14 protein-coding genes and 1 riboswitch are annotated in these 13,885 nt (G+C 40.0%); of the genes, 9 read left to right on the top strand and 5 right to left on the bottom strand.

Features of this window, described 5'->3' with window-relative positions; all coding sequences use genetic code 11:
- The first annotated feature begins 258 nt into the window (after positions 1 to 258).
- Positions 259 to 360, top strand: a riboswitch (purine riboswitch).
- A 127-nt stretch (positions 361 to 487) separates the two neighbouring features.
- The gene (locus ACNQGS_RS25095; protein WP_491489704.1) at positions 488 to 1,081 is read left to right on the top strand and encodes a xanthine phosphoribosyltransferase; all 594 of its coding nucleotides are present in this window, start codon (positions 488 to 490) and stop codon (positions 1,079 to 1,081) included.
- Complete coding sequence (locus ACNQGS_RS25100; RefSeq protein WP_423802322.1) at positions 1,081 to 2,391, top strand: nucleobase:cation symporter-2 family protein; 1,311 nt, start codon at positions 1,081 to 1,083, stop codon at positions 2,389 to 2,391. The genes ACNQGS_RS25095 and ACNQGS_RS25100 overlap by 1 nt, the downstream gene beginning before the upstream one ends.
- 27 nt (positions 2,392 to 2,418) lie before the next feature.
- Here the strand turns inward: ACNQGS_RS25100 and ACNQGS_RS25105 are convergent, their stop codons facing one another.
- Both ACNQGS_RS25105 and ACNQGS_RS25110 read right to left on the bottom strand, forming a co-directional pair.
- Entirely contained in the window at positions 2,419 to 2,715 is a 297-nt protein-coding gene (locus ACNQGS_RS25105; protein WP_491489705.1) for a hypothetical protein, read from the bottom strand.
- A 123-nt stretch (positions 2,716 to 2,838) separates the two neighbouring features.
- Positions 2,839 to 3,312, bottom strand: coding sequence for a hypothetical protein (locus ACNQGS_RS25110; RefSeq protein ID WP_491489706.1), 474 nt, complete (start codon positions 3,310 to 3,312; stop codon positions 2,839 to 2,841).
- A 272-nt stretch (positions 3,313 to 3,584) separates the two neighbouring features.
- Between ACNQGS_RS25110 and ACNQGS_RS25115 the strand changes: the two genes are divergently transcribed.
- From ACNQGS_RS25115 to ACNQGS_RS25125, 3 genes are read left to right on the top strand one after another with little or no spacing between them, the layout of a single operon-like run.
- The gene (locus ACNQGS_RS25115) at positions 3,585 to 4,487 is read left to right on the top strand and encodes a putative selenate ABC transporter substrate-binding protein (RefSeq protein ID WP_491489707.1); all 903 of its coding nucleotides are present in this window, start codon (positions 3,585 to 3,587) and stop codon (positions 4,485 to 4,487) included.
- A 15-nt stretch (positions 4,488 to 4,502) separates the two neighbouring features.
- A complete protein-coding gene (phnC, locus tag ACNQGS_RS25120) occupies positions 4,503 to 5,264 on the top strand; it encodes a phosphonate ABC transporter ATP-binding protein (protein WP_491489708.1) in 762 nt (253 codons plus the stop codon).
- Complete coding sequence (locus tag ACNQGS_RS25125) at positions 5,257 to 6,897, top strand: PhnE/PtxC family ABC transporter permease (RefSeq protein ID WP_491489709.1); 1,641 nt, start codon at positions 5,257 to 5,259, stop codon at positions 6,895 to 6,897. Before phnC ends, ACNQGS_RS25125 begins: the two co-directional genes overlap by 8 nt.
- 133 nt (positions 6,898 to 7,030) lie before the next feature.
- Here ACNQGS_RS25125 and ACNQGS_RS25130 read toward each other — a convergent pair whose 3' ends face one another.
- The gene (locus ACNQGS_RS25130; protein ID WP_491489710.1) at positions 7,031 to 7,540 is read right to left on the bottom strand and encodes a hypothetical protein; all 510 of its coding nucleotides are present in this window, start codon (positions 7,538 to 7,540) and stop codon (positions 7,031 to 7,033) included.
- Between the two features lie 170 nt (positions 7,541 to 7,710).
- Between ACNQGS_RS25130 and ACNQGS_RS25135 the strand changes: the two genes are divergently transcribed.
- Complete coding sequence (locus ACNQGS_RS25135; protein WP_491489711.1) at positions 7,711 to 8,385, top strand: response regulator transcription factor; 675 nt, start codon at positions 7,711 to 7,713, stop codon at positions 8,383 to 8,385.
- On the top strand, positions 8,382 to 9,365 hold the full coding sequence (locus ACNQGS_RS25140; protein WP_491489712.1) for a sensor histidine kinase: 984 nt from the start codon (positions 8,382 to 8,384) through the stop codon (positions 9,363 to 9,365). The genes ACNQGS_RS25135 and ACNQGS_RS25140 overlap by 4 nt, the downstream gene beginning before the upstream one ends.
- Before the next feature lie 15 nt (positions 9,366 to 9,380).
- Here ACNQGS_RS25140 and ACNQGS_RS25145 read toward each other — a convergent pair whose 3' ends face one another.
- Positions 9,381 to 11,306, bottom strand: a complete 1,926-nt coding sequence (locus tag ACNQGS_RS25145; protein ID WP_491489713.1) for an FtsX-like permease family protein — start codon at positions 11,304 to 11,306, stop codon at positions 9,381 to 9,383.
- Positions 11,293 to 12,060 (bottom strand): ABC transporter ATP-binding protein, encoded by a 768-nt coding sequence (locus ACNQGS_RS25150; RefSeq protein WP_491489714.1) that lies wholly within the window; start codon positions 12,058 to 12,060, stop codon positions 11,293 to 11,295. Before ACNQGS_RS25150 ends, ACNQGS_RS25145 begins: the two co-directional genes overlap by 14 nt.
- Positions 12,061 to 12,271: 211 nt before the next feature.
- Between ACNQGS_RS25150 and ACNQGS_RS25155 the strand changes: the two genes are divergently transcribed.
- Together ACNQGS_RS25155 and ACNQGS_RS25160 are read left to right on the top strand one after the other, a co-directional pair.
- A complete protein-coding gene (locus ACNQGS_RS25155; RefSeq protein WP_423802311.1) occupies positions 12,272 to 13,429 on the top strand; it encodes an MFS transporter in 1,158 nt (385 codons plus the stop codon).
- Between the two features lie 76 nt (positions 13,430 to 13,505).
- Complete coding sequence (locus tag ACNQGS_RS25160; protein WP_491489715.1) at positions 13,506 to 13,838, top strand: hypothetical protein; 333 nt, start codon at positions 13,506 to 13,508, stop codon at positions 13,836 to 13,838.
- Positions 13,839 to 13,885: the final 47 nt, after the last annotated feature.

Genomic DNA, 13,885 nt, shown 5'->3' on the forward strand with positions numbered 1-13,885 from the left:
TTATATGAAAATTATGATTAGGCCCAAACATCCTAACCGGTTAGTATCCTCTAGCGATATTTATTTCCCTTTTCACAATTTTCAGATATATATGCACACTTTACATAGTAACTGAAATGGGTTAATTGTTCAATCCTTCTATGATACTTACGGGAAGGGTTTCTAAAAGACGAACAAAATAAAAAAATTATTAGCACATTATTCGCTTTTTACGAAAAAAGTGATTGATTTCTCGATATACCGTGATATAATTTGAAATGAATTCAATAAGGCTTCACTCATATAATCGCGGGAATATGGCCCGCAAGTTTCTACCGAATTGCCGTAAACGATTCGACTATGAGTGGGTAATGAGAACGGATGCTTTTCTTTTTAAGCGTACTTCCATTCTATTCCTTTCGGACGCTAAGCCCAAAGGCCATTACCTCACTCAATTTGATGTGGGGACGGCCTTTGGGTTTTTTATTTTTAAAAATGGGGGTACAACATGAGACTATTACAGGAAAAAATCAAAAATGACGGGCAAGTTTTATCAGATCAAATCCTAAAAGTTGATTCTTTTTTAAACCATCAAATTGATCCGGAATTAATGCTTGAAATTGGCAAAGAGTTTGCGAAGCGTTTCGCTAACGAGGGTATCACCAAAATTGTCACCATTGAATCTTCGGGCATTGCCCCTGCAGTCATGACGGGCCTACAGTTCAATATTCCAGTTATTTTCGCCAGAAAAAGAAAATCACTCACATTAACCAAAGGATTGATCACTGCTTCTGTTCATTCCTTTACAAAGCAGGAAACTAACGAGATTTCGATTGCACAAAAGTTTTTAAATGCTGAGGACAAAGTTCTTATTATTGATGACTTTCTTGCTAATGGTCAGGCAGCCTTAGGATTAATTGATATTGTCAACCAAAGCGGCGCCCAAGTGGCCGGAGTAGGAATAGTCATCGAAAAGTCCTTCCAAGATGGTGCCAAAATGCTAAGCGACCAAGGAATAAGAGTTGAATCTTTAGCCCGCGTTGCTTCCCTCGCTAACGGTGAAGTCACTTTTAAATCTGAAAAAGTAGAGGAGCTAGTATAATGAAAAATTCAACACTTAAAACAGCATCCCTTGGAATTCAGCATGTTCTCGCTATGTATGCAGGAGCAGTTATTGTTCCGCTTATTATTGGCGGTGCCCTCAATCTTTCGAACGAACAGCTTGCCTATCTAGTTTCTCTTGATATATTAACGAGCGGTATCGCTACATTATTACAGGTATGGCAAAATCGTTATTTTGGGATCGGTCTTCCAATTGTCCTTGGATGTACATTTACGGCAGTAGGCCCGATTATTGCCATTGGAAATCAGTATGGCATGTCCTCTATTTATGGTTCGATCCTAGTTTCCGGATTAATTGTCATGTTGATTGCGAAATACTTTGGTAAACTAATTCACTTCTTCCCTCCAGTCGTAACGGGTTCAGTTGTGACGATTATTGGAACGACACTAATTCCTGTCGCAATGAATAATGTTGCGGGCGGTCAAGGCAGCCCTGATTTTGGTTCGATTTCAAACATTGTGCTGGCATTTGGTACGTTATTATTTATCATTATTCTTTATCGTTTCTTTAAAGGTTTCATACGCGCTATTTCTATATTATTAGGCTTGATAGCAGGTACCATTGCTGCAGCGTTCATGGGAAAAGTAAATTTTTCTGCAGTTGGTGATGCATCGTGGTTTCATATGGTAACGCCTTTACATTTTGCAACTCCTTCTTTTGAACTGGCACCGATCATTACGATGACAATTGTAGCGATTGTAAGTCTTGTAGAATCAACTGGTGTTTATTTTGCCTTAAGTGATATCACAGGCCGGAAATTAACGGAACAGGATTTAGTAAAAGGATATCGGGCAGAAGGGTTGGCAAGTGTGATTGGGGCATTCTTTAATTCCTTCCCGTACACCACTTACTCACAAAATGTCGGGCTTGTCCAGTTTTCTGGGGTTAAGGATAAGAGCGTTATTTATACAATGGGCGGTATTTTAATTTTTCTAGGGTTTGTACCGAAAATTGCGGCATTAACAACAGTTATCCCGACTGCTGTACTTGGCGGAGCAATGGTTGCTATGTTTGGGATGGTCATTGCTTCTGGAATCAAGATGCTTAGTAAAGTAGATTTTTCTTCACAAGAGAATCTATTAATCATTGCTTGTTCTGTTGGAGTTGGTTTAGGTGTAACTACCGTTCCGGATTTATTTGCACATCTTCCTGAGAGTGTTAAGATTCTTACGAATAGCGGGATTGTTGCTGGAAGCTTAACAGCTATCTTTCTAAACATTGTCTTCAATGTCATCAAACCCGCTAAGCGGACGCAAGTTCAAACAGCAAAAGGATTAAAAGTATCATAAATCATAAAAAATAATCAGACGGGGCTGCTATCGGCCCCGTCTTCTATTTGTGGCCATATTATTATCTCTATTTCCTGCACTTCTTGCCCTGGATTGTCCCGTATTTCCTGATCCCAACAATCCTTGATTATTAGCTATAGATTGAAGCAGATCGCTTGCGACAGTTAATGCTGAATTTCCTGAACCACCGGTATCCGTATTTCCGGAGCCTGAACCTGAAACGGTATTGGTAATCGAAATGGGTGAAATAATCACTGCCCCGCCAAAGTTTACGATTCCTCCTGAAACGGTTCCGATGCTGATACCATCCTTGAAGATGCCCATTGCCCTCCCTCCTTTTGCGGATGCCGTTTTTATTAGAATATGTACAAGCAGCCAAGCCTGTTTATACAATTTCATCAATAAAATAAAAAAAGAGAGAGCGTTTCTCTGCCTCTCTATGCAATCCTATTGTTGGCAAATCGACCTTTTCTCCAACCGGCATATCCATTTATAATACCCCAATAATATTAAAAGCAAAATGGGGTCTAAAATGGCAGCATGCCAAAGCTTCCACCAGCCGTAATGGAAGTAGCCCCAAGGTTCCGGAAATAGAGTAATCATTTCGTAAACTAAGATCGCAATCACAAATAAAATGATAAAAGATAATTTTTTAACAAAAGGTCCTTTAAAAGGAAACCAATTTAAAAAAATCATATTAACAGGTGGTACCACAAATAAATGCGGAATTATGCCAGCCCATTCCACATCTTTACCAAAATACCAGTAGGCGTGGTATTTAATTTCTACCAAAACATCGAAGGTGCTTTGAAAGGCAATTGTAAAGCACCAAATGTGAACAATTTGATTGGCAGTTAGAACCCTATTTTCCTTAAAAGCGATAAAATTAAAAATGAGGATGGCGATAATTAATCCAATCATATATTTATCCTTTTTTCCTTAAATTGCCTCCTAAATCAAAACCTATTCATTTCTGCTGACATTATTTTTTCGTCACAGCAAACTGTATAAATTGAAATTTTGTGCCCCTGTCAGACCGTCAGGGGTTTTATCTATTTGAATAATCGATACTAATCCATTGAATAAATCGATAAATTGAATTTATTACGTACTAACATTTCCTTATAATTAGGAAGGTTAATATTTATTTCTATTCATTTTTTAGTAATTGACAATTGAGGTGGGTATCTTTTATGAAAAAGTGGTTTTCTGTAATGATCCTGGTGATGATGGTATTTTCATTAGCCGCCTGTGGTCAAAACAATAATGAAAAATCTAGTGAAGGCAAGAAAGAACAAAAAACAGATCAAGTGTTTAAAATCGGAGCCATTCCGGACCAAAATGCCGCCGACTTGCAAAAAGGCATGGATGCAGTCGCTAAATACTTAAACGAGAAAACTGGCCTAAAGGTAGAGTTCGTTCCTTCTGTTGATTATGCCGCGTTAGTAACAGGATTCCAGCGAGGTGAAATCAGCATGGCTTGGTTTGGCGGATTAACAAGTGTTCAGGCTAGAAACCTTGTTCCTGAGGCTAAATCCATCGTTCAACGGCCGCGGGATGCTGAATTCCAATCAGTGTTTATCACTCAGCCTAATTCCGGCATTAATTCCTTGAAGGATTTAAAAGGGAAATCATTTACGTTTGGCAGTGAAAGTTCAACATCCGGCCATTTAATGCCGCGTTATTTCCTTTCAGAAGCGGGCATTGACCCGAACAAAGACTTTAATGGTAAGCCTAATTTTTCCGGCTCCCATGACACAACATATAAGTTAATCGAATCCGGTTCCTTTCAGGCCGGCGCTTTAAATATTTCCGTTTGGGAAGCAGCCGTCAAAGAAGGTAAAGTAGATACAAATAAGGTAAAGGTATTCTACACAACACCTCCTTACTATGACTATAACTGGACCATAAATAAGGATATCGACAAGAAATTTGGCAAAGGTGCGGAGCAAAAGATTAAGGACGCCCTTCTTTCTTTCAATGGAGAGCCTAAGGAAATGGCCGACTTATTCCAAACTGACAAGTTTGTCGAAACTAAGAACGAAAACTACAGCAAGATTGAAAAAGTAGCAAAAGAATTAAAGATTATTAAATAGTAGGTGTTTTCATCTATGACTTCAAAAATCATGATTGATGTGAAAAATTTAACAAAACATTATGAGCGGAAGATAGCCTTATCTTCCCTTTCTTTTACCATTAAACAAGGGGAACTGGTGGCATTGGTTGGCCCGAGCGGCGCCGGAAAATCGACGCTGTTAAATTCAATTGTCCGCCTCGTACCGTTGGAAAGTGGTGAAATGGTCATTGACGGCCAGGACATCTCTTCTTATAAAAAAGGAAAAGCCTTCGCGAAAAAGGTTGGGGTTATCCGTCAGCAATTTGATCTAATCGGTCCGCTAGCAGTGATCCATAACGTCTTGGCGGGAAAATTAGCGGAATGGGGAACCGTGAAATCATTGATATCTCTGCTCGTCCCACAGGAAAAAGATGCGGCACTTAGCGCACTTGAACGTGTCGGTCTCGCGGATAAAGCTTATGAAATCACCTCTACCCTTTCCGGCGGTGAGCAGCAGCGTGTTGCATTGGCCAGACTAATGGTTCAAAAACCGGAGATTATTTTGGCAGATGAACCAGTTGCCTCCCTTGACCCTGCACGGGCTGATGACGTTCTGTCGATGCTCACTAAAATTGTTTCAGAGGATAACCAAACGCTAATTGCCAGCCTACATTCAGTTGAATATGCACGAAAATATTTTGACAGAATCATTTCCTTAAAAAACGGTGCGATATTTTTTGATTTGCCTACAGAAAAGGTAACCGATGAAATGTTAACCGAACTGTACAGTCTAAAGGAGCATTCGAGCCATGCATAAATGGAACTCCTCCTTTCGGCTCCATAAACGATTTATTCTTTCATTGATTTTGTTGGCAGTTTTCGGATGGAGTTTGTTTTCGGTCAAATGGGATGCAGATGAGGTGTACCATGCTGGCGGAATTCCAACATTGGGGCAAATTTTTAAAGGTCTCTTTCAACCGGATTTAAGCTCTGAGGTTTTATCGAAAGGTCTTGAAGCCGCCTGGATTACTTTGGCATATGCCGTAGCAGGAATGTCTCTAGCCATTATTTATGCTTTTATTGTCGGCGTCCTCGCATCGGGGACGTTAACATCTTCACGGGCATCTAGACTTGCCAATAAGGTGTTTTTCAGAGGAATATTAGGATTTACCCGTTCGATTCACGAACTGGTTTGGGCATGGCTGTTCGTGTCTGCCATCGGTTTCTCACCGTTTGCTGCCATATTTGCCTTAGCAATTCCATACGGCGGGATTCTTGGCCGAATTTTCGCCGATATGCTAAATGATGTACCCATAGAGCCAATAAAAGCTTTATTGGCAGCCGGGGCCTCCAAACTTGAGGTCCTCTTTTACGGGTATTTGCCATTAGTTTGGGCTGATATGATTAGTTATACGATGTACCGTTTTGAATGCTCGATTCGTTCTTCGGCAATTATGAGCTTTGTCGGTCTCGGCGGTCTTGGCTATCAAATTCAACTTTCGCTTGCAGATTTGAAATACGACCAAGTTTGGACCTATGTATTTTATTTGATTGCCTTGGTTGTACTTGTGGATATTTGGAGTAATTTTGTCCGCAAAAGCTTAACAGATCGAAAGCGCCAGCGTGGTTTCAGTTCAGGCTGGCGTGCCGCTCTTTTGGCGTCATTGCTGATTGCAGGTTCGTGGATATATATTTATATTATCGACCATGCCGATATATTTGACCTTTTCTCTGATCAAAATGCGGAATACGCAGGAAAGTTTTTTGGAGGATTAATTGGTTTAAATGAAAACAATCCAGCCTTTTTCAATGCCGAAAGCTGGGCTTCTGCGTTAAAACTGACCTATGAGACGCTGGAAATGAGCGTAATGGCGATTGGGTTTTCGACCATTGCAGCCTGTTTAACGGTGATTCCAGCTGCGCGTAATATTGCGAGCGGTAACCTGACCATTTCGAAAAAATGGTACAATTGGCCGCTATACGGTCTGGTCCGTCTCGTTTATATTTTTTCCCGTTCCGTTCCGGAATTGGTCTGGGCGATGATGATTATTTTCATTTTAAAACCGGGTATTTTGCCGGGCGCACTTGCCCTTGCTTTGCACAATTTTGGAATTCTAGGAAAGCTATGGGCAGAGGTAATTGAGGATATGGATCCACGGCCGATTCGCAACTTGGCTGCATCTGGTGCCTCTAAGATTGAGACATTGTTTTACGGGATTCTTCCCATTGTTATGCCAAGGTTTTTAACCTATGTGTTATATCGCTGGGAAGTGATTATGAGAACCACGATTGTTGTTGGATTCGTTGGTGCAGGCGGTCTAGGCATGGATTTTAAACTAGCCATGAGCTATTTTCAATACACGCAGATTACCCTGCTGCTGCTTTGCTATATGATTCTTGTTGTCATCGCGGACTTTGCATCGGAAAGTACGCGGAAAACAGTGAAATAGAGAGATTACGGCCGCTCGATCATTGGATCGGCGGCTTTTTTGGTTAATATCAATCACATTCTATCGTTTACACACAGGGCTAAACAACTGCTAAAAATAATCTATCATTTAGCTAATAAACAGCTAGCATAAATCAGCTTGGTTTTTTATGGTCTAAATCCTTCGGCTGTTGGGCCTTTCTCACTAGCTTACCGCCATCAAAATGTCGGCCATAGGTGGTTACGATTTCTGACGCTTCTTCATAAGTCGGGATTTGTCCGTTTGCTTTCCATGTTAAAAAGTAGGATTGAACCTTTCCACTGTAAAACACCCAGCTAAAAAACTTCCTTGCAAAGTTATGCATACCTCCAGTTCGGAAGGAATTCATTTCTTTACCTGCTTTCCAGACAGTCAATGTCTGGCCGATTCCGCCTTCTAATTGCCCTCTCAATTCCGCATACAGCAAATTATCGTTCTTGCTCATCGCCTTCATGATCATCTGGTTTAAAAAGCCATTGATTATTAGGCGCGGTATGTTGAAATGTTCTCCCCTTGTGACTGAAACCACTGCTGCTTCAGGAATTTCAATGTTCCTATCACCTAATATAAATGCTCCACCGTATTTATTATTAGGATCAATCTGTTTTTCCCACTTTTTTTGCATGGTCCCTCATCCCCATATCTTAAAATAAAAGCATTTGCGCACAGTAATCATACCAAATTTTTTTAATATTATGAATCGAAAAACACGACTTTTTTCCTACCAATAAGATAATTTTTCCAAATTCATCCTCTCCCTTGTATAATAGAATCATATGGAAGGGGCGGAATATCTTGTTTAAAGTTATGATTGTAGAGGATGATCCAAAAATACGCGATATTATTTCTGAACACCTATTGAAATGGAGGTTTGAACCTAGTAAGATAACAAATTTTGAGCACCTGGATGAACAGTTTATCGAAGTTAAACCCCATCTTGTTCTGCTGGATATCAATTTACCAATCTATGATGGTTTTTATTGGTGCAGCAAAATCAGACAACTGTCCAATGTGCCCATCATCTTCATCTCCTCTCGAAATCAAAATATGGATATCGTCATGGCCATGAATATGGGGGGCGATGATTTTATCCAGAAGCCCTTCTCATTAGAGGTACTGACTGCCAAGATGAATGCTATTTTGCGAAGGACTTACACCTATCAGCAAGAGGAAAAAGAAGTTATCGAGCATAGGGGCTTAATTCTTAATTTAAATAAGGGGAATATTTCTTACCATAACAGCGAAATAGACCTAACCAAAAATGAGTTTCAGATTCTTTATTTATTATTGAAAAAGAAGGAAACCATTGTAACTCGTGATGAAATCATGCAAGCCTTATGGGAAAGTGAAAATTTTATAGATGATAACACGCTAACCGTTAATATCGCACGTCTGCGCAGAAAATTGGAAGATTTGGGTCTCAGCGATTTTATCGAAACGAAAAAACGACAAGGATATATGCTTCCATGAAATTCAGATATTACGTTTTAGATGAAAAATGGCAGCTAATTACATTCTATTTCATACTTGCCGTTGTTTCCATTCTAATCAGTGTGGAGCCTAGCTTAAAGGTCTCCTTTGGCAGTCTTATTTACTTAGTATTGCTGGCTGTAATCCTTTATAACAGTTATTTTATCGGTACTTATTTTAGGAAAAATGCTCAACTCCAAAGATGGAAGTCCTCTACATTAGAAAATCCACCTGCCTTAATTACATACGAACAGCAGGAATACTATCAAAATTTAAAAGTATTAGAAACACGCTATGAAATACAAATTCATGAGCGTAATGAGGCTTCTAAAGAACAGCTCGAATTTATGACGGAATGGTTTCACGAAATCAAGACCCCTATTGCCGTTGCACGTCTCCTTTTGGAAACAGAAATCGATTCACCAAGCATGCAGGAAGAAATCGATAAAATCGAAAGCTATGTGGAGCAGGCCCTTCACTTTTCACGCCTGCACGATTTTAACAAGGACTATCTGATTCAAGAGATTGATTTGGAAAAGCTGATAAAGGAAATTGTTATTGGTGAATCAAAAACCTTCATTGGAAGAATGATGAAACTAGATTTACAGATTTCGCCAATGACTGTTTTAAGTGATAAAAAAGGCCTGTCCTACATTGTCCGCCAAATCCTGTCTAACGCATTAAAATACACGAAGGAAAACAGGAAGATTACGATAATCACAAAGCCAAAGTCTAAGAAGCTAATCATCCTTGATTCCGGAATCGGGATTTCCGCTGAAGATCTCCCCCGTGTTTTTGAAAAAGGGTTCACCGGAAAAAACGGCAGAGGACATCATCGGTCAACTGGTATGGGGTTGTACCTCTCCATGAAAACGGCTGAAAAACTGGGCCATAATTTATCATTGGAATCCACCTCGGGTATTGGGACAAAAGCCACCCTACATTTCCCTGAAGCAACAAATAACTTCCATAAGCTATAAAAACAAGCTCATCCATCATGAGCTTGTTTTTATTAACCGATAATATCTGGCGAAGGTCATTAGATAGTAAATCAAATAAATAACGAGATACGCACCAAGAAATATCGTAAAGGGGACCTGCAATGATATCTGTAAAAAGTCTGATATCAAATAGGTAATCATTGCACTATGGCTGATGGCGGGGAGCAATGGCAGAAAAAACACAAAGCCCACTTGTCGTGCAACCGTCTTTTTTATTTCCTTTTCCGGAATGCCAATTTTTCCAAGAATCTGATAACGGGCTTTATCAGATGTGGCTTCCATCAACTGTTTGAAATAGATAATGCTTCCGGTGGCTGCGATAAACACTAGACCAAGAAATCCTCCAATAAAGATTAATAGGCCATAGGTTTCAAGACCGTAATGATATTGTCCGTAATAGCTCGAAAAGATTGGGTTATTGTCATTAAACTCCATCGGTTTAACAATCTTGTTGATTTTCGCATCTAAATTTTTCAAGGATTTCTCATTAGCAATTTTAAAGATGTGCAGATACTGTTGTGAGGTTCCCTTTTTTAATATTTCATATTGAGAATCGCTGATGACGAGTGGGAAAAGCATTTCCCCCTGATTAACAAATGAATACGCCTCATATGCGGTAATCGTTAATTTTTCACCACTTGGAAGCACCAGTTCTTTTCCTGTGTACGGATCAGATTTTGCGTCTAAGTTTCCATCAAAGAAGGCAGCTGCCTCATTACTCTTTACTTGGAGGGATTCGTTTTTCCCTCTCTTCTCCATTAATTCCTGGTAGCTTTTTTCCGAAATCAACATCGTCTGAAAGAAATCAGGAACCCTTTCCATATCGGACAAATCCGGCTGAATAGGAAGATACTCGAGATTGTATTGATAGCTTAGCTTTCCAGATGAATCTCTTTGAATCAAATTCTCTATTTCCTTGTTTACTTGCTCATCCTTCATATTAAACATATAGCTATATGGATTTTGCTCATTTGTTAACTTTTCAATCTGATAATAAAATCCCAGAATGGTCCCGCAAGCGAAAAGTGTCACACTGGTTAATAGGGAAATCACAGTCAAAATAAGGACATTTCCTTTAAGACGGTATAATAAATTGGTGACCCCAAGTAAGTTCTTCCCTGTCAAATAAACCGAGTGCACTCTCTGTATTAGCCTTAACAAATATGTTACCAAGGAATTAATAAAAAAGTACGACCCTGCAACCAAGAAAATTACTGCAGCTGCAAGCCTTAGACCCGTATTATTAATAATCACGAAAGATTCAGGATTCCAGAATAACACGTACGAAATTCCGATTAGAACAATGGCTAATAAACTTGTGACGATCGATCCATTGGCGAGTCTCTCTCCTTTACGGTCAGCTTTAAATAACTCAGCAAGCGAAAAGCGATAGATTAATCGGTAGCTATGGATGGAGGTTACCAATAATATGATAAGAAACACCACAATTGTCTGCAGCAGTGCCTTGCTTGATAGTGTAAAAGACACTTCGAGTGAAAAGCCCATTAACTTAAAAATTATCATCATGAACAACTTCGAAAATAATATCCCGCCCCCAATACCAATAACTAAAGCCAGAGCCCCGATAATCATATTTTCATAAAAAAGCAGCAGGCCTATTTTTTTCTTGCTCATTCCATATAAGGCGTATAAACCGACTTCTTTTTTCCGCATCCTCGTAAAAAACGAATTTGAATACCATATGAAAACACCCGAGAAAATCATGAGAATCATAGATGCTGCCAAAAAAGCTGACTCCAGTTTTCCAAGCGTAACCGTGCGATCTAGGAGCTGCTGATTGTATTGAAACGAAACAAATGTAAAGTATATGGCCGTACTAAAGACGATCGAATAAAGATAGAGCAAGTATTTGTGGATGTTTCGGATGATATTCTTTCTAGCAAGTTTAGAGAGCGTCATATTGCCCGCCTCCTATACTGGAGAGAATATCTAAAATTTGCCCGAAAAGATGCTTTCGCGAGTGCTCACCCTTTCGAATTTCGGTGAAAAGTGTTCCATCTTTAATAAACACAACACGAGAACAAAAGCTAGCGGCATAAGGGTCGTGGGTAACCATAAGGATGGTTGCCTCCTGCTCCTTATTTAGTTCCGATAAAGTTTCCAGCAAATAATAGGCTGACTTTGAATCCAGTGCGCCGGTAGGCTCATCAGCAAATAGAATCTTTGGCTGGCCGATGATTGCTCGGCATACAGCGGTCCTTTGCTGCTGCCCTCCTGAAATTTCATACGGGAACTTTTCCAAAATTTCTTCAATCCCGAACTTTCTTGCCACTTCGCGAACTAATCTTTTCATTTCCATTTTCGGAGTTTTACTAAAGGTCAGCGGAAGGAGAATATTCTCTTCCACTGTTAAAGTATCCAGGAGGTTATAATCCTGAAAAATAAACCCCATTTGATCTCTTCTGAAATCAGTGAGCTCTGCTTCCTTCATGTTTGTCAGGCTGTTTCCATTGAAATGAAGGAGGCCGGAGGTTGGCTTCTCAATGGTTGAAAGAACATTTAGCAGGGTGGATTTCCCTGCACCTGATGGCCCCATGACTGCGACGAATTCTCCCTTAGTAATGTTTAAATCTATATTGTGTAAAGCGGTGTAAGAGTTCCTTTTTGTGCCAAACACCTTGTTTATCCCTTTTGCTTCTAATATTAATTCCATATATATCACCCATTTCTAATATCCTTAGTTTTATCATAGGAAATTAATGGCTTTTTTTCCATAATCAATCCTTACGAAAATCGAAGTGAACCTTACATTTTTGTAAGGAAGAGCAGGAAATGATGGTTGCATTATATTAGCATGCTAGGTGATAATGAGTATTGGGTTTCATTTAGTGGAATTTGGATTTATTTGAAGGAGTTGACATCCTTTGCAGAAAAAGACTGCTTTACCGATTCTATTTGTTGTCATGTTTTTAGTAATGGTCGGGTTTGGCATCATCATCCCGGTCCTGCCATTTTATGCGGAGGAAATGGGGGCTAATCCTACAGAACTTGGGCTGTTAATGGCAGTCTATTCCTTGATGCAGCTGATCTTTGCACCAATGTGGGGGCGCCTATCTGACCGAATTGGCCGAAAACCGGTCATGATGATAGGGATTACTGGTCTTGCCCTTTCATTCTTTATTCAAGCGATTTCAACCGAGCTTTGGATGCTGTTTGTCGCCAGAATTTTAGGAGGAATACTTTCATCCGCTAATATGCCTACTGCAATGGCATACGTTGCTGACATTACAACGGAAGAGAACCGCGGAAAAGGAATGGGCATCATCGGTGCTGCGGTTGGCCTTGGCTTTGTTTTTGGACCGGCTGTCGGCGGTATTTTTTCTAAAATCAGCTTGAGTATGCCTTTTTTCCTTGCTAGTGGATCCGCAGCCATCACCCTTGTACTTGTATTTCTTTTATTAAAGGAGTCAAAACACGTAACAGGACAGGCTTCTGAAGAAAAAAGCTCCATCTGGAAAGCCTTTACCCGTGAAGTTTCCGTCTTATTTTTCGTACAATTATTCATTTCCTTATCCCTTTCAGGTTTGGAAGCCACTTTTGCCTATTTTGCTGCTGAAAAAGCGGGTCTTGATTCAACACAACTGGGATATATCTTCATGATAATGGGGTTTGGCGGCGCGCTGGTACAAGGAGGACTTGTAGGCAGGTTAACAAAGAAATATGGAGAAAGTGCCGTTATTCAAGGTGGAATGATTGTTTCTGCCATTGGGTTTGGGCTTATACTACTTGTAGATAATTTTACGACAGCGGCAATCTATTTAACCATTTTTGGATTAGGAAATGGCGTAATCCGGCCAAGTGTTTCTTCACTGCTGACGAAGACATCATCCGCAGGACATGGAAGTTCAACTGGGCTTTTGTCATCCTTTGACTCGTTGGGCCGTATTATTGGACCGCCGCTTGGAGGCTGGCTGTTTTCGCTGGCGATTGGTCTACCTTATATTTCAGGCGCTATAATCACCATCTTGGCATTTTTCATGTTTTTATTTTTCAGGCCGCGTGTGAAACCTGCAAATATTTAAAAGCTAAAGGCATATGTTCATCGGACGAGCATAAAATGGGTTACGAGAATTCATTTATTAAAGGAGCTCGGAACGCATGAAAATAAAAACCTACTTAATTGTCTGTGGTTTGCTAATTACCATTGGTTTAAGTGCCTATCTGGATTCACCATATTCTTTTATAAATAAAAAATTGTCCTATACAGCTGATCAGCCGGTCCATGCGGTTCAAGCCAGCGTAGAGCCGCCGGAGGACATGCCGGAGATGGTAGAGAAACTGGTGAAACGTGAAAAAAAGGATGGTTATATTCTTGAAACTTATCAGGAGTATGAGGTTTATAAAGACGAGGATGGAAATATAACCGAAGAAGTGCCCACCTCCAAGACAGAGATATTAAAATATTATGATTATAGAAATAAGGACCGCTAAAATAGCGGTCCTTATTTGTGCGACGGGCAGTCGCGCCTTTGCTTTAT

Source organism: Neobacillus sp. PVCKKU3, assembly GCF_058323225.1.

What these genes read in the sequence shown, in the direction of transcription:
- ACNQGS_RS25095 (WP_491489704.1), top strand. Translation starts at nt 488, where the DNA reads ATGAGACTATTACAGGAAAAAATCAAAAATGACGGGCAAGTTTTATCA.
- ACNQGS_RS25100 (WP_423802322.1), top strand. Translation starts at nt 1,081, where the DNA reads ATGAAAAATTCAACACTTAAAACAGCATCCCTTGGAATTCAGCATGTT.
- ACNQGS_RS25105 (WP_491489705.1), bottom strand. Translation starts at nt 2,715, where the DNA reads ATGGGCATCTTCAAGGATGGTATCAGCATCGGAACCGTTTCAGGAGGA.
- ACNQGS_RS25110 (WP_491489706.1), bottom strand. Translation starts at nt 3,312, where the DNA reads ATGATTGGATTAATTATCGCCATCCTCATTTTTAATTTTATCGCTTTT.
- ACNQGS_RS25115 (WP_491489707.1), top strand. Translation starts at nt 3,585, where the DNA reads ATGAAAAAGTGGTTTTCTGTAATGATCCTGGTGATGATGGTATTTTCA.
- phnC (WP_491489708.1), top strand. Translation starts at nt 4,503, where the DNA reads ATGACTTCAAAAATCATGATTGATGTGAAAAATTTAACAAAACATTAT.
- ACNQGS_RS25125 (WP_491489709.1), top strand. Translation starts at nt 5,257, where the DNA reads ATGCATAAATGGAACTCCTCCTTTCGGCTCCATAAACGATTTATTCTT.
- ACNQGS_RS25130 (WP_491489710.1), bottom strand. Translation starts at nt 7,540, where the DNA reads ATGCAAAAAAAGTGGGAAAAACAGATTGATCCTAATAATAAATACGGT.
- ACNQGS_RS25140 (WP_491489712.1), top strand. Translation starts at nt 8,382, where the DNA reads ATGAAATTCAGATATTACGTTTTAGATGAAAAATGGCAGCTAATTACA.
- ACNQGS_RS25145 (WP_491489713.1), bottom strand. Translation starts at nt 11,306, where the DNA reads ATGACGCTCTCTAAACTTGCTAGAAAGAATATCATCCGAAACATCCAC.
- ACNQGS_RS25150 (WP_491489714.1), bottom strand. Translation starts at nt 12,060, where the DNA reads ATGGAATTAATATTAGAAGCAAAAGGGATAAACAAGGTGTTTGGCACA.
- ACNQGS_RS25160 (WP_491489715.1), top strand. Translation starts at nt 13,506, where the DNA reads ATGAAAATAAAAACCTACTTAATTGTCTGTGGTTTGCTAATTACCATT.